The following is a 17,849-nucleotide window of genomic DNA, read 5'->3' as shown; positions in this document are numbered from 1 at the left end:
CCTTATGCTGCCATAGGTGAAGCACTTTTTGGCTCTTTATCAAGCACTCTACCCACTGAAATTGATTTATAAATATTATAAACAAACATGAAAAATCCTACTAAGTACAACAAGCCACCTACAGCTCTAATCCAATAATAAGGAATAATAGCTTCAACAGTATCAATGAAAGTATAAAGTAAGTTACCATACTCATCTGTAGCTCTCCACATCATACCTTGAGTAATACCTGCTATCCACATAGAACTAAAATACAATACTATACCTGTAGTTTGGATCCAAAATTGAGCTTCCATTAGCGATTTACTATATAATTCTCTTTTAAACATTCTAGGCACCATGTGATAAAGCGCAGCCATAGTCATAAAGCCAACCCAACCTAAAGTACCATCATGAACATGTCCTGGAATCCAATCTGTAAAGTGTGCTAATGCATTAACTGATTTAATAGAAAGAATAGGACCTTCCAAAGTTGAGAACATATAGAAAGTTGAAGCTAAAATCATAAATTTGATTAATGGGCTTTCTCTTAATTGACTCCACTCACCTTTCATAGTAAGTAAGATATTAATTGCTGAACCCCAAGAAGGTAAAATAAGAACGATTGAAAAAACTGAACCCATAGTTTGCATCCAATCAGGCACTGTAGAATAAATCAAGTGGTGTCCACCTGCCCATAAATAAACAAACATTAAGCCCCAAAATGCAAATAAAGATAATTTGTATGAGAAAATTGGTTGTCCACTTTCTTTTGGTAGAAAATAATAAATTTGAGCGATGATACCAACAGTGAATACAAATGCAACTGCATTGTGTCCATACCACCATTGAACTAATGCATCGTTTGTCCCTGCATACATAGAAACACTATGCCACCAATCACCCATTCCACTCACAAAATAAGTAGGCACAGCCATATTGTTAAATAAATAAAGCATTGCTATACCTAGGAAAGTAGCTATATAATACCAAAGTGAAACATATAAAGTTTTTTCACGGCGAATTCCAATAAGCCCAAAAATACTTACACCCCATAAAACCCAAACTAAAACTACCAATATATCAAGTGGCCATTCAAGCTCTGCGTATTCCTTTGAAGTGCTAACACCCGCAAACAAAGTAATAACAGCTATAATCATAGTGATCATGTAAAGCCAAAAATGCAATTTACCAATGAACATTAAAAAGCTTGATTCTGCCATACTAACTTTTAGCACACGCTGACCAATATAATACCAAGTAGCCCAAATTCCTGAGAGCATAAAACCAAAAATTACACCTGAAGTGTGCAATGGTCTAAGTCTTGAAAAAGTACCATACTCACCGGCTAAATAATTTAAATCCGGATAAGCCATCTGAAAGGCAATAAGCGTTCCAATAGCCATACCAATAACACCAAACAATAAGGTAGCAAACATAAAATATTTAGCAACCGTATAGTCATAGTTTAATGCATTTCCTGGGTGCATTTCCTCTCCTTAAGTTTTTTTCTGCAATTATGCGATCTTTATATTATACGATACCTAATATCTTTTTTAGCTTAAACTATGTCTAATTATTTATTATTTATTAATAAATTATCGCGTAAAAACAAAGCCTATATAAGAAAAATACACACCATAACAAAAAATTAAAATATAGGAAATTAAACTAGCTATTTTTTGAAATTTTTCATTTAATGTTTTAGAAAAATACGCAAGAAATATCAATGCTGGTAAAGTTGAAAAACCAAAAACAAGCATAATTAAAGCCGATAAATACACACTTTGCACACTCATTCCAAAGGCTATATAAAAATACACCAAACCACAAGGCACAAAGCCATTTAAAAATCCTAAAAAAAGAGTAGTCTTGAAAGATTTTTGTTGAATCAATCTAGAGATGTTTTTTTTAATTACGCATTCAAAAAATAAAGAATTTTCAAAAAAACTTAGAAATTTTCCTTTAAAAATCAAAGCAAGTGCTAATGCTATCATAAAAATTCCAATTATAAAAAACATTATGCCTTTTGAAAATTCACTAAATGAAAGCAAGCTTCCAAAAACTCCAAAAAATATACCCAAGCAAACATAAGCAAAAATTCGAGATAGATGATATGAGAAAATTAAAAGAAAAAAAGGGAGTTTGATTTGCTTTGAAAGCTGAGTATAAGCTAAAACAAAACCTCCGCACATTCCATAACAATGCCCAAAACTAGAAAGAAAAGCTATACTTGCTAAAGCAATAAAATCTAAACTCACAAAAGCTCTAAAAATTCTTTAAAAATATACTTGCTCTCATGTGGTCCTGAAGAACTTTCTGGGTGATGTTGCACCGATATAATAGGATAATTTTTATATCTCACACCCTCTACATTATCACCAAACAAATTTCTATGAGTAATAGTTGCAACCTCTACTATTTCTTCAGGAATATTATAATTATGATTTTGTGCTGTAATTTCTACTGTGTTATTAGTAAGGTTAATAACAGGATGATTTGCTCCATGTTGGCCGAATTTCATTTTATAAGTTTCATAACCAAAAGCATTACTTAAAAGTTGATGTCCCAAACAAATACCAAGCATAGGAATTTTAGCTTCTGCTAGTTTTTTAATCTCTGCGATTTCATCTTTTAAAATTTTTGGCTCACCTGGCCCATTTGATAAAAATACACCATGAATTTTACCTTTTTGATATAAATCAATCAAATCTTTTGCCTTGGTATTATAAGGAAAAACCTCCACCTCAAGTCCAACACTTACAAGCTCATTTAAAATATTTTCTTTTACACCATAATCAATCACAGCTACTTTTTTACCATTTGCTTTTACATTCTCATAAGCTTTGTTGCTATGATCCCAAGCACCTTTACTATGTTTATAAGAGCTTTTAGTGCTAACCTGTGCTACATAATTTACCTCATCAATTTTAGCACTAGAAAGAAGCATTTTTTTAAGCTCCTCTTTGTCCTTAATTTCAGTAGATATTACCGCTCTCAAATTTCCTTGATCTCTGATCATTTTAACTAAAAATCTAGTATCAATTTCACAAAGCCCTATTTTTTCATGCTTTTTCAAATAAGCACTTAAAGAATCATTGGCTCTAAAATTAGAATAATCTTCATTTAATTCTCTTATAATCATTCCGCTAGCAAATACATTTTTACTTTCATTATCTTCATCATTAATACCAACTATACCAATTTCTGGCATTGAAAATACTACAAACTGACCTGCATATGATGGATCAGAAATAATTTCTTGATACCCCGTTAAAGAAGTATTAAAAACAAGCTCTCCAAAAAAAGTTCCACTTTGTCCAAAAGCCTTTGCGCTTAAAAAAACATCATTTTCTATATAAATATATGCTTTCATAAAAGTCCTTTTTTTCTAAGCTCTTCTTGATATAGCTTTTCAAATACCAATTCATATTCTTCAGAACCTGGAATAAGTTTTCTTTTATAATTTGAAATTTTTTCATAGACTAAATCTTCTAAATTTTCATACTCTTTTAAATAAGACATAATACTTGAAAAAATGAGATTTTTAACACGATTTTCTGACACATTGTAGTTTATCAAATCTTCTTCCGCTAAATTTTCTAAAATTTTATGAGAAAGATTATTGTATCTATCTTCACTATCAAGCATAAATTTAAACTCATTTGCTAGTTTTTTCTTAATCATCCAAAACATACTTTTTCTATCTATTTGCATAAACTCAATTTCATCTTCTTGGCTTTCTAAAATTTCTTTTGCTTTTTCATCAAGTTTACGCTCATTTAAAACATCTATTTCTATAATTTCTTTTGCTGTTTTTAAAAGTTTTTGACTATCATCTTTAATTTTAACAAAAGAAGAATGCATTAAATCAAGTATTATTTTATTTGCTATATAAGGTATATGAGCTGGTTTGATACGCATTTATTCACCTTTTTATTTTTATTTTGAAATAATACTAAAAAAAAGGTAAAAACTGCTTAAAACTTACTGCGAACTTGCATTTTGATCTAAATTTTTCAAAAGTAGTGTTAAATCGGAAGCTTTTTTTGGATCCATCTTAGCCATAATGGATGAAATTTTTCTAGGGTCTAGCGAAAGTAGAATTTTTGAAGCCTCATCCGGTTCCATTTCGCTTAATATACCTGCCACAGCCACATCTTTCATTTTAGCATAAATTTCTGTGATACGCCCCATAGTTTTATCATTAATAACTTGAAGATTTTGTTTAGTCGCTTCTAGTATACGCTCATTTTGCTCTTTTAAACTTTTTATTTGCTCTAAACTTGCATTAACATCAGCTTCTTTTTGCTCCAAAGCTTGCATTTTTTCTTTTTGCAAAGCTTCAAAAGAAGCTCTATAAGCCTCTAAACTTTGTCTTGCTTCATCATATTCTCTAATTTGCTCTTGTATTTGCTCTTTTCTTGCTTCAAAATACTGCTCGCAATTTTGCTGTGCATTTACAAAATTTAAGAAAATCAATAAAAATATTATTTTTTTCATCATTTATCCTTATTAAAATGTCTTGTTATAGCAAGTTCATCTATAAATTTTTCTTCTTCTTTTTGTAAGGCTTTTTGGATTTTTTTTAATTCTTCATTTTCTAAAACCTTAATTTTTTCAAATTCCAAATGAGCCTTTTTGTATAAATGTTGATGATGTGCAAGTTCTTTTTTAGTTAGGTCTAATTTTTGTTTAATTCTTTGCTTACCCTCTCTTGCAATCTCTTGCATTTTTAAAGACGATCTTAACAAAGCCACCGAACCTTTATCAGCCAAAGTCAAGCTTTCGCATGTTTTTAAAGCTTCTTTAAATTCTTCTTCACACAACAAAAGCTTTTGTCTTGTTCTAGTCAAATTTGCCTCTGCTTTATCAAGCTGTTGTTTTCTAAGCTTAATCACAGAAGAATATTTGCTTTTCATAAAATGATAGTATCTTCTCTTTCAGGACTTGTGGAGATATAACCTACTCTAACGCCACTTAATTCTTCTAAACGTTTAATGTATTTTTTAGCATTTTCAGGTAGCAAATCATAATCTCTAATCCCTGCAACTTTATCCCAACCTTCCATTACTTCATAAATAGGCTTAGCGTTTTCTAAATCACAAGGTACATAGTCTATTTCTTGTCCTTTATATTCATATGCTTTACAGATTTTAACACTTTCAAAACCATCTAATACATCAAGTTTCATTAATGATAAAGTATCTAAGCCATTTAATCTTGCAGTATATCTTACCGCAACTGCATCAAACCAACCACATCTTCTTTTTCTACCTGTACTTACACCGATTTCTTTACCAATAAGTCCTATTTTTTCACCATCTTCGCCTAAATCTTCACTTGGAAAAGCTCCATTTCCCACTCTTGTTGTGTAAGCTTTTACTATGCCTATAACTTTTCCAATTTCTTTTGGATTTAATCCCAAACCACTTAAAGCTCCAGCTGAAATAGTCGTTGAACTAGTTACATAAGGATAAGTTCCATGATCAATATCAAGCATAGAACCTTGCGCACCTTCTAACAATACTTTTTTATCCTCATCTAAAGCTTTCCAAAGCATTCTTGTAGTATCTGTAATATATGGTGCTAGCACTTCTTTAAAGCGTTTTAAATCTTTTAAAATTTCATCATAACTAGGCATTGCAATACCTAAAACATCAAAATAAGTTTTTTTAAGTTCAAAATCTTTCATTAAATTTTCACAAAGTTTTTCAGGCTCTAGCAATTCCCCTACTCTATGTCCATTACGACTTATTTTATCTTCATAGCTTGGCCCTATACCCTTGCCTGTTGTTCCTATAGCTTTATCGCCTTTAAGTCTTTCTCTTGCTTGATCAATCAAAGCATGATGATTTAAATTTAAATGGGCTCTATCGCTTATAAATAATCTTCCTTCTAAATTTTCAAATTGAGCCATTTCACTAATTAATACATCAGGATTAACTACAACTCCATTACCTATAACATTAATACATTGCTTATTTAAAACACCTGATGGCATTAAATGTAAAGCATATCTTATACCATCAACCCATATAGTGTGACCTGCATTATGTCCACCTGCACTTCTGCAAACATAATCATAATTTTCACATAGTTTATCAACTATCTTACCCTTACCCTCATCACCCCATTGGATACCAACGACAATATCTGCTTTACTCATAAAAAAACTCCATTTTGACTTAAATTTGGCGAGAAGGTGAGAGAATCGAACTCCCCAAAAAGTAGTCAACTACCCTTTCATCTGATTTGAAGTCAGTGGCCATCACCAGATAAGCTAACCTTCCAAAAATGATATTATATCTTAATATTTTTAATTGAAACAAAAATTAAACATATGAAATTATAAGCGTGTAAAAATACTTTGAAATATTATATTTTTTAGTTATAATGTTTGTTTTTCAGTGTCAAGTTTTGACAATTACAATTTTTGGATATATCAATGCATTCTTTCAAACAATCTTTTTTTATAAATTTTTGGCATAATTCCAAAGGCATGATTATACTTGGAATTTTAAGTGCTATTTATTTTGGAATTTTTGGTAGTGTTTGGGCTGTTACAGGTGAAATGACACGCTGGGGTGGAGAAATTTTAGAATTTTTTGGTATGGATTTAAGCTCCTACACTTACTACCAAAAGCAAAATTTAAGCGGCAGTCCCTTAACAAGAATTGATGGTATCATGCTCATAGGTATGTTTATAGGATGCTTAATAGCTGCATTTTTAGCAAATAAATTTAAATGGCGTTTACCTGCTAGCAAAATTCGAATTTTTCAAGCTATTATAGGAGGAATTTTATCAGGCTTTGGTGCAAGACTTGCTTTTGGTTGTAATTTAGCAAATTTCTTTACAGGTTTACCTTATTTTTCTTTACATACTTGGGTTTTTACTTTATTTATGATTTTAGGAATTTATCTAGGTGTTAAGGTTTGTAATCTTGCCTTATTTAAGCCAAAAGCAAAGTTACAACGCGTTTGCAAAGAAAATCAAAAATTAAAAACACAAAATAAAATTTCAAAAATATATTTTTACATAGGACTTGGTGTATTTATAATTTTTATAACTTATGTTGTATTTATACTACAAAAACAAAATATTGATATTAAAAACAAAGAAAGTTTTTTTCCTTTAGCGTTAATATTTGGTTTTGTTTTTGGTTTTATCATTTCTAGGGCTCAAATTTGCTTCACTTCTTGCTTTAGAGATTTATTTTTATTTGGTAGAGACAATGCTATAAAAGGCGCTTTAATAGGTATGATCATAGCTTGTTTAATAGCTTTTGCTTTTATATTACAAGGGCATACTAGCAAAGTAATAGAAATATCACCAAACCTTGCTATAGGTGCTTTTTTATTTGGATTTGGAATAGTTTTTGCCGGAGGATGCGAGTGTGGTTGGATGTATAGAGCTTGCGAGGGACAAAGTCATTTTATTATAGTGGGTATTGCCAATATCATCGGTACTATGATCTTAGCTTTAAATTATGATCATTTCCCAAAAATACTAACAAATGGTATAAAAATTCATCTTTTAAATGATTTTGGTTATTTTAATGGCTTATTAATCAATTTAGCTTTGTTTGCTATTTTATTTTTGTTTGTTTTAAAATTTAAAAAATTATTCTTCCAACACAACAAAGGAAAATTATGATTATTCATTATAGTTTAAATTTAGAAGGTGAGGCATGCCCATATCCTGCTATAGCTACCATTGATGCATTAAAAGAATTAAAATCAGGTGAGGTCTTAGAAATTTTATGTGATTGCCCACAAAGTATTAATTCTATACCTCAAGATGCGAAAAATCGCGGATTTGAAATTTTAGAGATAGATCAAGATGGACCAACGCTTAGATTTTTAATTCAAAAACCTTAAAAATTAGATTTGAGTATTTACTCAAATCTTTATATTTATACGATATTTTTCTATTAAATTTTCATCCAATATCACTCCTATACCCACAGCATCATTGACTTCAACTATACCATCTTTGCAAGGGATTAAATTTTTCACCAAATGAGTAAAAAGCACACTTGTTGATTGAGAATACTCTATCAAATTACAATATTTAGTACTTGCTAGAAACTGCACCGTAGCAGCAAGTAAAATTCCTGTAGAAAAACCATGCGGGACTAAATCACAACCATATTTTAAAGATATTTTTTCAATTTCTAACATAGTGTCAAAACCACCGCATCTAGTAATATCAGGTTGCACAATAGAAACTTTTGACTTTTTAATAAAATTTTCAAACTCATTTAGCGTGTAAAAACTCTCTCCACCCGTAATCTTACAAGGTAAGTGTTCGCTAAGTCTTGCATAATCATAAAAATTATTTGCACTAACTGGTTCTTCTATCCACTCTAAGTTATATTCTTCAATTTCCAAAAATCTTTCTCTTGCATAAGAAAAATTTTTCCAAAGCCCTACTAAGTCAATACTAAGTTTAATATCATCACCCACTGCACCTCTAATATTCTTGATAATCTCTTTATCAGCTAATGCATTATTACCAAAGCCTGCACCACCAAATTTTAATAGTTTAAAACCTTCTTCTTTTAAGTATTTTACTCTAGAAATATTTTCTTCCATATTTTCACTCGGAATAAAAGTAGCGTATGCATTTAAAAAGTCTTTTCTTTTTCCACCAAGTATGGTAGCTACACTTACACCATAAATTTTTCCAAGTAAATCATATAAAGCAATATTTATTGCACTTAAAGCACAAATTAATGCTCCGCTAAGTCCATAATACGCACTTCCCTCAATCAAATCATCCATAATCTTCTTAATATTTCTTGGATCTTGTCCTATTAAAATTTCACTTAAATTTCTACAAGATCCATGAGTACTAGGCTGCTCAAACATTATCTTTAAAACTGCTGCAGCACTATCACTTTCCCCTATTCCATAAAGATTATTATCTGTATAAATTCTTAATATAAAGGCATCTTCACCCCACTCACAAGACTCATCAAAAGTTTTTGTCCTTAACCATATAGGTTCAACCTTAGTAATTTTCATTATCCATCCTTTTTATCCATTTAATAAGCCCATAAAAGCTAATAGCAAGTATTACCAAAAAAGGAGCAGCACTCAAAACAACTGCAACTTTTAAGGTATTTAAATCTGCATTTATATAAAGCATTGCTAGAGGAATTAATCCAAGCATAATACACCAAAAAACTTTTAAATATTTACTAGGATTTTCACTATCTATTTTTGTGCTTACACAAGAAATAGTAAATGCAGTAGCATCCATATGAGAAGCCAAAAATACCATCATAAGCAGGAAATAAAAAAGAGCAAAAATAGTACCAAATGGTAGTGTTTTTACCAATGCTACCACTCCAGCTTCTCCAGCATTTGAACTAATAAAATTTGGAACATCTAAGATTCCACTTTGAAAAATATCTATTGCATATGAACTCAAAACTCCAAAGAAAAACCAAGTCCCAATACATCCACCCACAATAAGACCAAAAATTACTTGACGAATGGTCCTTCCTTTAGAAATTTTTGTCACAAAAATACTAACAGCAGGAGTGTAAGTAATCCAATAAAGCCAATAAAAAACTGTCCAATCAGAATTAAAGCTACTTACACCAGCAATATCATTATATAAGCTCATTGAAACATAATTACTAAAAAATACCCCTATACTATTTATTATATTATTTAATATAAATACACTATCTCCTAAAATAAATACCAATATTGCAAACACAAAACACAAGATACAAGATATTTTAGCAAGTTTTGCCATACCACTTGATAATCCAACAAAACTAGAAAAGGTAAAAACAGCTGTAACAATAGCTAAAAGAATAAATTTTAAATAAAAACCATCATTAATATCAAAAATTCCAGAAAGTCCAGCACTAATTGTAATTATAGAAAGGGTTGTAGTAAGCACAAGTCCACCAAAAGTACTAAATAAAAACACAACATCGATGATTTTATCAAGCACTATATTTTGATTAATATGCAAGATATTTGCTATTAAACTTGAAATTTTTAAATTTTTATTTTTAAAAATATAAAAATGAAAACACATTGCAATAGAACTTAAAGCATATACAGCCCAAGGCGTAATACCCCAATGCAAATACACAAAAGAAGTTGCACTTCTTAAAGCTTCTGTAGATTTTGGAGTAATATTTAACCCAGGTGCTAAATAATAATATGCCCATTCCATAAATGCCCAATACATAGTAGCAGATCCAAGTCCTGCACAAATAAACATAAAAATCCAAGCAGTATTTGAATAAGGATTTATCCCATCGCCTAATTTAATATTACCTATTTTAGAAAAAGCCAAGTAGAAAATAAAAACTACACAAATAAACTCAAAAAGTTGAACAAATGAGCCAAATATGTGTAAGCTTACTAAAAAGAAAATTTGCTACTTCTAAAGCTTTACTAGGATTTATAAGTAAAATTACAATCACCATAAAAACCGCCAAGATAGATGTCACTATCAAAAATAAATCATAAGTTTTTTGATTATTTTTTTGCATAAATCTCCTTTTTGTTTCAAGTAGTAAATATATAGTATTTTCTTATTTTAAAATAAAACTTAAAGAAACTTTTATCATAAATGCATTAAAAGCCATACCTCAGTATTTTCAAATATTTTTTACTATAATAAAAAATTATTTAATCAATAAATTATTGCTACTAAAATACACAAATAAATAATGTTATTTCTCAAAATATAAAAATATTTAAAAAAATATCTTACATTGAAATTAAACACAAAAAAGGAGGAATACATGTGGCAAGGGAGAAATGATGGTGATGAAATTATCCATAAACGATTATTTAAATGTTTAAATCACTCTTCAAATAATAAATTATTAGGCTTTTGTTCATCATTGGGTGTGCAGAGAAATAATGGTAGAATTGGAAGTGAATTAGCACCAAAAATTATAAGAAAGAATATGGCAAATTTTGCTATACATGATGATTTTGATTTTGATGATTTAGGAGATATTGAAAATTTTGATACCCTAGAATTAGGCGATGAACTACTTTATCACAAGTGCTTAGAAATTTTACATAATAATCATTATGGTGTAATTTTAGGAGGTGGACACGAAACATCTTTAGCTTGTATCAAAGCGCTTTTAGATTACAAAAAAAGTGTAGGAGTTATAAATTTTGATGCACATTTTGATGTAAGAATTCAGGAGTTACATACTTCTGGAAATTCTTTTTACAAAGCTTATGAATATGCAAAAGAAAATAATTATAATTTTTCTTATCTTTGCTTGGGTGCAAGTAAATTATCTAACACAAAAGCACTTTTTCAAACTATGGATAATATGAAAGCAAGTTATGTTTTAGATACTGAATTTGAAAAATGTATAGAAGTCATTAAAAACTTCTTAAAACAAAATGAAGTTGTTTATTTAAGTATTGATATGGATGTATTTTCACAAAGCATAGCTCCTGCTGTAAGCGCCCCTGCTGTTTTTGGTATCAATTTAAAAGAAATTTTAACTCCGATAAAAATTATTTTTGAAAGCAAAAAAGTTGCTTTAGCAGATATTTGTGAATTTAATCCTAAATTTGATATAGACAATCACACTGCAAAAATCGCTGCTTATCTAGCATATTTTTTATTAAGTAAAGGAATGATATGAAATTTGATAGTTTAAGTGTATTAGCTATTAGTATCGGGGTTTTATTGTTTGGTATGTTTTTGAAAAAACGTTTTTTAATCTTAGAAAAATTTTGCATTCCCGCACCAGTTATAGGTGGATTTTTAATCAGTATAATCATTTGGATTTTAAGTTTTATTGAGATTAAAGTTGATTTTGATACAAGTTTACAAACTCCTTTAATGGTGGCTTTTTTTACCGTAATAGGATTAAGTGGAAGTTTTAAACTCTTAAAAGTAGGAGGAAAAGTACTTTTAATCTATCTAGGTTGTTGCTGGTTTATGGCTTTAATGCAAAATTTTATCGGCATTTCCATGATGAGTTTATTCGATTTAAATAAACTATATGGAATTTTATGTGGTGCTGTTTCTTTGGAAGGAGGACATGGAAATGCTATAGCTTTTGGAGGTATGGTTGAAGAATTAAGTGGCTTAAATAACGCTAAAGTTTTAGCAGTGGCAGCGGCAACCTTTGGACTGATTTCAGGGTCTTTGCTCGGAGGTCCTGTAGCAAAATATCTTATAAATAAACACAAATTAAAAATCACAACTAATCAAGATATTAAAGATATAGATCCTCTAAAGCATGAAATTCACAATGCAAATTATAAAGATTTTTTAAAATCTTTATTTTTAATATTATGTATTATGTGTATTGGATTTTTTTTAAGTTCCAAATTTACACAATATAGCGGCTATTCTTTGCCTAGTTATGTTGGTGCCATGCTTGTTGCTATTGTTGTAAGAAATATTAATGATTCTTTTAATATTTTCAAGCTAAATCAATATACAATAGATACTATAAGTGAATTAAGCCTTGGTATTTTTTTAACTATGGCTATGATAAATTTAAAAATAAACGAACTAAGTGCTGTTGCTACACCTCTTTTTATTACTTTGATTGTGCAAGTTTTAGCTTTACTATTCTTTACAATTTTTATAGTTTTTAGATTATGCGGAAAAAATTATGATAGTGCGATTATGTGTGCCGGACTTATGGGACATGGTCTAGGTGCAACACCAAATGCAGTAGCAAATATGAATGCAGTTTGTTCTAGATATAATTTAACTTCAAGACAAGCTTTTTTAATAGTACCTTTATGCGGTGCTGTTTTAATTGATATTGTTGCAATACCTTTAAATACTTATTTGATTAATATTTTTTCATAGTTACTCTCGCATATTGCGAGAGTATTAGAGATGTTTTAGCATTGTTTCATAAGCTGCTTTAGTTCCTGGGCGAACTTTAGTTACCATGCTCACTAAAATAATCACAACAGAAGCAGCTAAAAATCCTGGAATGATTTCATAAATAGGAAAATCAAGCCACTCTGCTAAGAAATTTTTATATACTACAACTACAACTGCACCGGTAATCATACCTGCAATAGCAGCATATCTAGTCATTTTTGACCAAAATAACGAAAAGAGCATTACAGAACCAAAACTTGCTCCAAACCCTGCCCAAGCATAAGCTACTATACTTAATACGCTTGAGTTTTTATCAGTAGAAATAATAAAAGCTATCACAGCTACTGCTAAAACACCAAATCTACCCAAAGTCATCACTGTTTTATTGGACGCTTCTTTGTTAAAAATTCTTTTATAAAAATCCTCTGCTATAGTTGAACTTGAAACAAGCAATTGCGAACTTGCTGTGCTCATAATGGCTGCCAAAATAGCACTTAATAAAACACCTGCTATCCAAGGATTGAAAAGCAATTGCGACATTACGATAAAAATCTTTTCAGGATCTTGCAAACTAAGCTCAAATTTACTCACATAAGCTATACCTAAAATACCTATCAAACAAGCTCCAATTAAAGATATAACCATCCAAGAAATTCCTACAAAAGTAGCAGTTGGAATATCTTTAGTTGATCTTATAGACATAAAACGCACCAAAATATGTGGCTGACCAAAATACCCAAGCCCCCAAGAAAGCGCTGAAACTATACCCAAAAAGCTTAATCCTTCCCCCATAGAAAAAGTATTTGGCTTAATTTCTTTGACTATATTAACAGCTTCACTAAAGCCACCCAAATGATAAATCATCACTATAGGTACGATAATCAAGGCACTCATCATTAATAAACCCTGAATCAAATCCGTCCAACAAACTGCCTTATATCCACCCAAAAATGTATAAGCAACTATAATCACAGTTCCTGTAGTAAGTGCATAATCATATTGGATTCCAAAAGTTGCTTCAAAAAGCTTTGCTCCACCTACAAGTCCTGAAGAAACATAAAAAGTAAAGAATATCAAAATAACAATAGCACAAACTATTCTTAATATATGCTTATCATCATCAAATCTTGTTTCAAAATAATCTGGAATTGTAATAGAATTTGCAATCACACTAGTATAAATTCTAAGTCTTTTTGCTACAAAAGCCCAGTTTAAAAATGCTCCTATACTAAGACCTATTGCAATATAGCTTTCAGCTAAACCACTTACATATAAAGCTCCTGGTAAACCCATTAAAAGCCAACCACTCATATCAGAAGCTCCAGCGCTAAGTGCTGAAACTACCGGTCCCATAGAACGACCACCTAAAAAATAATCCTCTGAGTTTTTATTTTGTTTATAAAAATAAAATCCGATAAAAAGCATTAATGCTGAATATGCGACAAACATTATCGCAATTTGAGTATTAATGTGTACAACCTCCATTTTTTCTCCTTTTTATTTTAAAGCACGAATGCCTAAATTTCCATAACGATGGAAAGATATACTTAAAGCTTTTTCATTATGATATAAAAGCAACTCGAAACGTCCGTTCATTAAAGGCTTAGTATTGGCAATGATTTTTGCGCAACTTGCTGCTTTTATGAAAATTTCATCATTAACATCTAATGGAGCAAAATAACGAATTCTTTCATAATCAGCTATTTTGCTAATGAAATTTTCTTTACTTTCTTTAAGGAATAAAGTTTTTGAACTAATTTTTTGATTAATCTTTTGCACAAGATCTATTTTTTCATGCTCATCATAACTTAAAATAAGATCAATATTTAACACACTAGCTGCTAAAATAACTCCTAAAATATCTTTTAAACTATCATCTTTATGTACTCTATAAGCGATATTTTTAACCTTTGTATAAGAGAAAATATTATCCTCGCCTCTTATATTGACATAATCTTTTGCACTTGCAAATTCATGTTTTGCATGATAAGCATAGCTTCTTGCCATAGCTTTAATGACTTCAAAATCAGCTTTATCTTTTTCATTTAAATCCAAGCTTAAAGCATTTAAATTTGATACTAATTCATTATCTAAAACATTTTGATCAGCTTGACTTTGCTCTATATCTAAAAATTGAGTGATGTAATTATAAATTCCAACTTTTCTACCAAAACCAATGGCTGATTTTTTAATACCACCAAAAGGTTGTCTAAGAACTATAGCTCCTGTTGTTGGTTTATTGATGTAAATATTTCCTGCCTCTATGTGAGTGTGGAAGTATTCCCATTCTCTCTCATCTAAACTTTCAAATCCTGCTGTAAGTCCATAACCTGTAGAATTTACTATATCAATAGCTTTTTTTAAATCTTTTGCTTTCATTACAGTTAAAATTGGCGCAAAAAGCTCATTCATGTGTGTAAAATCACCTTTTTTTGTACCATATTTAATCCCTGGAGTTAAAAGATAAGGATTATCATCTACAAATTTAGGCTTTAAAGCCCAACTTTCATATGGAGCTAGCTCATCTAATGCTTTTTGCAGTTTTACATCTGGTTTATCTGCTAAAGCTCCAAGTTTATTTTTAAATACAAATGGATTTCCAACCGCCATAGAACTAGCAGCATCTACTAAGGTCTTTTTAAATTCCTCATCTTCATAAACTTCTTCTTCCAAAACAAGTAAAGAAGTAGCAGAGCATTTTTGACCTGAATTTGAAAATGCTGAATGAATGATATTTTTAATCGCACTATCACGATCAGCAAATTTAGAAACAATAGTTGCATTTTTACCGCCTGTTTCAGCACTTAAAAGTAAGGTTGGATTAGCTTTGAGCATTGCATAAGCAGTTTCTTCTCCACCGGTTAATACTGAAAATTTCACACTTTGATCAACAAGCAAGTATTTTGATATATCACTACCTTTAGCAGGTAAGAAAATCAAAGCATCTTTTGGAATTCCCGCATCCCAAAAGCATTTACAAAGCATATAACCTGTTAGCATGGATAAAGATGATGGCTTATATATTACTTTATTACCTGCAGCCAAAGGTGCTGCTATGGTTCCTACTGAAATACCTACTGGAAAATTCCATGGTGCAATTACCACACCTATGCCTTTTGCTTTAAAAGTAGTATTTGGATTTTGCTCTTTTAGTTTTTCCAAAGAATGTGGGTAAAATTCTAAAAAGTCTATAGCCTCACTAACTTCAGGATCAATCTCTAAGAAAGTTTTTCCTACTTCTAAAGCTGCTATACCTATTAAATCTCCTCTACGATCTCTAACAAGTTGAGCAGTTTTTGCTAAAATTTTATAAATTTCATCATGACTTAAATCACTAAAATTTGAGCTCTTAGCTACATCTAAAGCATATTTAATCTCTTTTTGGCCTGCTAAATGTGCTTTACCTATAGTGCGATTTTTGATTTTATCTTTAACTTCTATTACTTGTAAATTTTCATTTTTAATTTCTTCTTTTGCAACCGGATACACATCATAATTTTCTAAATTTTCATATTTAGTTCTTATATTTTTAGCCCATTCTCTATTTGCTTTTAAGATAAAATCTGTATCAGGTTCGTTTTTAAATTCTTTACTCTCATAAGAACTAATAGCCTTTGTTTCATTATTTCTATCTTGAGTTCTATGGGTAGAATTATCCAAACTAGCAACGCCTTCTAAAGATTTTATAAATAATTCTTTTTGCATTTGCCAATTTTTATCATTAATTTTAAGGTTGAAAAAATATCTCATGAAATTATCTTCACTAGTATTTTCATCAAGTCTTCTTACTAAGTAAGCAATGGCATTATTAAAATGTGCTTCATCACACACCGGTGCATAAAGTATAAGATCATGCATTTTAGAAAGCTCATAAGAGCATTGCAAGCTCATACCTTCAAGCATTTCAAAAGTAAAAGATGATAAAGCTCCTGCTTGTGAAATTCTAGTATAAGCATAAGCAATTTCAAATAAATTGTGACTCGCAATACCTACATTAATATATTTATAATTATCACCCTCTAAGACAAAATCAAGCATTTTCTTATAATTACTATCTGTGTCAATTTTTTTATAAAAAGTAGGTAGAGCCCAACCTCTTTGCGAAGCTATAGTTTCTTCACTTTCCATATTCGCTCCTTTAACAAAGCGAATTTTTATAGGCTTCATACCTTTTAAAACTCTTTCTTTTGAAAAAGCAAAAAGTTTTTTCAAATATTCATAAGAATCAGGAAGATAAGCTTGTAAAACGATACCTGCTTTAATATTATACTTTGCAATACTTTCCATAAAAGCTTCAACGGTTAATTCTAAATCTCTAAATTCCTCCATATCAAGATTGATAAATTTAGACACACCTTGCTTTTTTTCTTCTTCTAAAGCAAGAGCATATAATTTATCCAATCTTTTTACCACTTCATCTTTAGAGTATTCAAAATCAATGATATTAATTTGAGAAAAAATGGTAGTGATTTTAATTGAAATATAAGTAATATAGCTTGTTTTTAATGCTTCTTCATATTTTTTTACTCTATAAGCACTCTCAGCCTCACCCAAAACCTCTTCACCAATTAAATTTACATTTAAGGTAATTTTATCTTCATCTTTTCTTTTACGCATATGAGGCTCTAAAACACTAGGGTTTGCATCTAAAACCATAGCTTTAGTATCTTCTCTTAAATGCTTAATGAAAAATGGCACACTAAGAGTTGGTGCAAATTTTCCAAAATTTAAAAATGAAAAAAGCAAAAATTTTTCAAAAGCACTGAAAAAATCTGCTATACCATATTTGTTTAAAGTATGCTCTATAAGCTCAAAACTCGCACTTTTATCTTTACATCTAAAAGAGCGATCTAAAAGTTCAATCAACATCACTTTATTTTTAGGATTGTTTAAAAGTTTTTGCATTTTGGCATGAAATTCTTTTTCGCTTTGAGAGATATTACTTTCTATTTTTCTTTGTAATTCTTCAGCTAATTGCAAAGCTTTTTGTATCATTTCTTCCTCCATT

General features: G+C 30.1%; 16 protein-coding genes and 1 tRNA gene. 4 read left to right on the top strand and 13 right to left on the bottom strand.

Annotated elements, in window-relative coordinates:
• Positions 1-2 precede the first annotated feature (2 nt).
• The 8 genes from ccoN to CAMP5063_RS02905 all read right to left on the bottom strand — a co-directional run bounded on the left by ccoN (position 3) and on the right by CAMP5063_RS02905 (position 6,272).
• On the bottom strand, positions 3-1,469 hold the full coding sequence (gene ccoN, locus CAMP5063_RS02940) for a cytochrome-c oxidase, cbb3-type subunit I (RefSeq protein WP_039617631.1): 1,467 nt from the start codon (positions 1,467-1,469) through the stop codon (positions 3-5).
• Positions 1,470-1,577: 108 nt separating this feature from the next.
• Positions 1,578-2,240, bottom strand: coding sequence for a sulfite exporter TauE/SafE family protein (locus CAMP5063_RS02935; RefSeq protein ID WP_337194793.1), 663 nt, complete (start codon positions 2,238-2,240; stop codon positions 1,578-1,580).
• Complete coding sequence (gene carA / locus CAMP5063_RS02930; RefSeq protein ID WP_263676373.1) at positions 2,237-3,355, bottom strand: glutamine-hydrolyzing carbamoyl-phosphate synthase small subunit; 1,119 nt, start codon at positions 3,353-3,355, stop codon at positions 2,237-2,239. The genes CAMP5063_RS02935 and carA overlap by 4 nt, the downstream gene beginning before the upstream one ends.
• Positions 3,352-3,903 carry a DUF507 family protein gene (locus CAMP5063_RS02925; protein WP_337194792.1) on the bottom strand — a complete coding sequence of 184 codons (552 nt, stop codon included), beginning with the start codon at positions 3,901-3,903 and terminating at the stop codon, positions 3,352-3,354. The genes carA and CAMP5063_RS02925 overlap by 4 nt, the downstream gene beginning before the upstream one ends.
• A gap of 63 nt (positions 3,904-3,966) precedes the next feature.
• Positions 3,967-4,485: a MotE family protein gene (locus CAMP5063_RS02920; protein ID WP_263660525.1), complete on the bottom strand. Its 519-nt coding sequence runs from the start codon at positions 4,483-4,485 to the stop codon at positions 3,967-3,969.
• Positions 4,482-4,901 (bottom strand): flagellar FliJ family protein, encoded by a 420-nt coding sequence (locus tag CAMP5063_RS02915; protein WP_133319401.1) that lies wholly within the window; start codon positions 4,899-4,901, stop codon positions 4,482-4,484. Before CAMP5063_RS02915 ends, CAMP5063_RS02920 begins: the two co-directional genes overlap by 4 nt.
• On the bottom strand, positions 4,898-6,148 hold the full coding sequence (locus CAMP5063_RS02910) for an adenylosuccinate synthase (protein WP_133319402.1): 1,251 nt from the start codon (positions 6,146-6,148) through the stop codon (positions 4,898-4,900). The genes CAMP5063_RS02915 and CAMP5063_RS02910 overlap by 4 nt, the downstream gene beginning before the upstream one ends.
• 26 nt (positions 6,149-6,174) lie before the next feature.
• A tRNA-Sec gene (locus tag CAMP5063_RS02905) sits at positions 6,175-6,272 on the bottom strand.
• A 155-nt stretch (positions 6,273-6,427) separates the two neighbouring features.
• Here CAMP5063_RS02905 and yedE point away from each other — a divergent pair.
• Entirely contained in the window at positions 6,428-7,636 is a 1,209-nt protein-coding gene (yedE, locus tag CAMP5063_RS02900) for a selenium metabolism membrane protein YedE/FdhT (protein WP_337194791.1), read from the top strand.
• On the top strand, positions 7,633-7,860 hold the full coding sequence (gene yedF / locus CAMP5063_RS02895; protein WP_133319404.1) for a sulfurtransferase-like selenium metabolism protein YedF: 228 nt from the start codon (positions 7,633-7,635) through the stop codon (positions 7,858-7,860). Before yedE ends, yedF begins: the two co-directional genes overlap by 4 nt.
• Positions 7,861-7,881: 21 nt before the next feature.
• Here the strand turns inward: yedF and CAMP5063_RS02890 are convergent, their stop codons facing one another.
• Genes CAMP5063_RS02890 through CAMP5063_RS02880 form a run of 3 tightly spaced genes read right to left on the bottom strand, consistent with a single transcriptional unit; the run spans position 7,882 to position 10,505 of the window.
• Positions 7,882-9,009 carry a mandelate racemase/muconate lactonizing enzyme family protein gene (locus CAMP5063_RS02890; protein WP_133319405.1) on the bottom strand — a complete coding sequence of 376 codons (1,128 nt, stop codon included), beginning with the start codon at positions 9,007-9,009 and terminating at the stop codon, positions 7,882-7,884.
• Positions 8,996-10,315, bottom strand: coding sequence for a BCCT family transporter (locus CAMP5063_RS02885; RefSeq protein WP_337194803.1), 1,320 nt, complete (start codon positions 10,313-10,315; stop codon positions 8,996-8,998). Before CAMP5063_RS02885 ends, CAMP5063_RS02890 begins: the two co-directional genes overlap by 14 nt.
• A gap of 19 nt (positions 10,316-10,334) precedes the next feature.
• Complete coding sequence (locus CAMP5063_RS02880) at positions 10,335-10,505, bottom strand: hypothetical protein (protein WP_337194790.1); 171 nt, start codon at positions 10,503-10,505, stop codon at positions 10,335-10,337.
• 255 nt (positions 10,506-10,760) lie between these two features.
• Between CAMP5063_RS02880 and CAMP5063_RS02875 the strand changes: the two genes are divergently transcribed.
• Positions 10,761-11,633: a formimidoylglutamase gene (locus CAMP5063_RS02875; RefSeq protein WP_263661071.1), complete on the top strand. Its 873-nt coding sequence runs from the start codon at positions 10,761-10,763 to the stop codon at positions 11,631-11,633.
• Positions 11,630-12,820 carry a sodium/glutamate symporter gene (gene gltS, locus CAMP5063_RS02870; protein ID WP_133319408.1) on the top strand — a complete coding sequence of 397 codons (1,191 nt, stop codon included), beginning with the start codon at positions 11,630-11,632 and terminating at the stop codon, positions 12,818-12,820. The genes CAMP5063_RS02875 and gltS overlap by 4 nt, the downstream gene beginning before the upstream one ends.
• 24 nt (positions 12,821-12,844) lie before the next feature.
• On the opposite strand, the gene putP is transcribed toward gltS, so the two are convergent.
• Positions 12,845-14,326, bottom strand: coding sequence for a sodium/proline symporter PutP (gene putP / locus CAMP5063_RS02865; RefSeq protein WP_263728581.1), 1,482 nt, complete (start codon positions 14,324-14,326; stop codon positions 12,845-12,847).
• A gap of 12 nt (positions 14,327-14,338) precedes the next feature.
• Positions 14,339-17,836, bottom strand: a complete 3,498-nt coding sequence (locus tag CAMP5063_RS02860) for a bifunctional proline dehydrogenase/L-glutamate gamma-semialdehyde dehydrogenase (RefSeq protein ID WP_337194802.1) — start codon at positions 17,834-17,836, stop codon at positions 14,339-14,341.
• Positions 17,837-17,849 lie beyond the last annotated feature (13 nt).

It is taken from the genome of Campylobacter sp. RM5063 (genome assembly GCF_024723655.1).
Taxonomy (GTDB): Bacteria; Campylobacterota; Campylobacteria; order Campylobacterales; family Campylobacteraceae; genus Campylobacter_D; species Campylobacter_D lari_D.
The sequence above is the reverse complement of the archived record's forward strand: the minus strand, read 5'-3'. Positions and strand labels throughout refer to the sequence as shown.

What these genes read in the sequence shown, in the direction of transcription:
- ccoN (WP_039617631.1), bottom strand. Translation starts at nt 1,469, where the DNA reads ATGCACCCAGGAAATGCATTAAACTATGACTATACGGTTGCTAAATAT.
- carA (WP_263676373.1), bottom strand. Translation starts at nt 3,355, where the DNA reads ATGAAAGCATATATTTATATAGAAAATGATGTTTTTTTAAGCGCAAAG.
- CAMP5063_RS02925 (WP_337194792.1), bottom strand. Translation starts at nt 3,903, where the DNA reads ATGCGTATCAAACCAGCTCATATACCTTATATAGCAAATAAAATAATA.
- CAMP5063_RS02920 (WP_263660525.1), bottom strand. Translation starts at nt 4,485, where the DNA reads ATGATGAAAAAAATAATATTTTTATTGATTTTCTTAAATTTTGTAAAT.
- CAMP5063_RS02915 (WP_133319401.1), bottom strand. Translation starts at nt 4,901, where the DNA reads ATGAAAAGCAAATATTCTTCTGTGATTAAGCTTAGAAAACAACAGCTT.
- CAMP5063_RS02910 (WP_133319402.1), bottom strand. Translation starts at nt 6,148, where the DNA reads ATGAGTAAAGCAGATATTGTCGTTGGTATCCAATGGGGTGATGAGGGT.
- yedE (WP_337194791.1), top strand. Translation starts at nt 6,428, where the DNA reads ATGCATTCTTTCAAACAATCTTTTTTTATAAATTTTTGGCATAATTCC.
- yedF (WP_133319404.1), top strand. Translation starts at nt 7,633, where the DNA reads ATGATTATTCATTATAGTTTAAATTTAGAAGGTGAGGCATGCCCATAT.
- CAMP5063_RS02890 (WP_133319405.1), bottom strand. Translation starts at nt 9,009, where the DNA reads ATGAAAATTACTAAGGTTGAACCTATATGGTTAAGGACAAAAACTTTT.
- CAMP5063_RS02880 (WP_337194790.1), bottom strand. Translation starts at nt 10,505, where the DNA reads ATGCAAAAAAATAATCAAAAAACTTATGATTTATTTTTGATAGTGACA.
- CAMP5063_RS02875 (WP_263661071.1), top strand. Translation starts at nt 10,761, where the DNA reads ATGTGGCAAGGGAGAAATGATGGTGATGAAATTATCCATAAACGATTA.
- gltS (WP_133319408.1), top strand. Translation starts at nt 11,630, where the DNA reads ATGAAATTTGATAGTTTAAGTGTATTAGCTATTAGTATCGGGGTTTTA.
- putP (WP_263728581.1), bottom strand. Translation starts at nt 14,326, where the DNA reads ATGGAGGTTGTACACATTAATACTCAAATTGCGATAATGTTTGTCGCA.
- CAMP5063_RS02860 (WP_337194802.1), bottom strand. Translation starts at nt 17,836, where the DNA reads ATGATACAAAAAGCTTTGCAATTAGCTGAAGAATTACAAAGAAAAATA.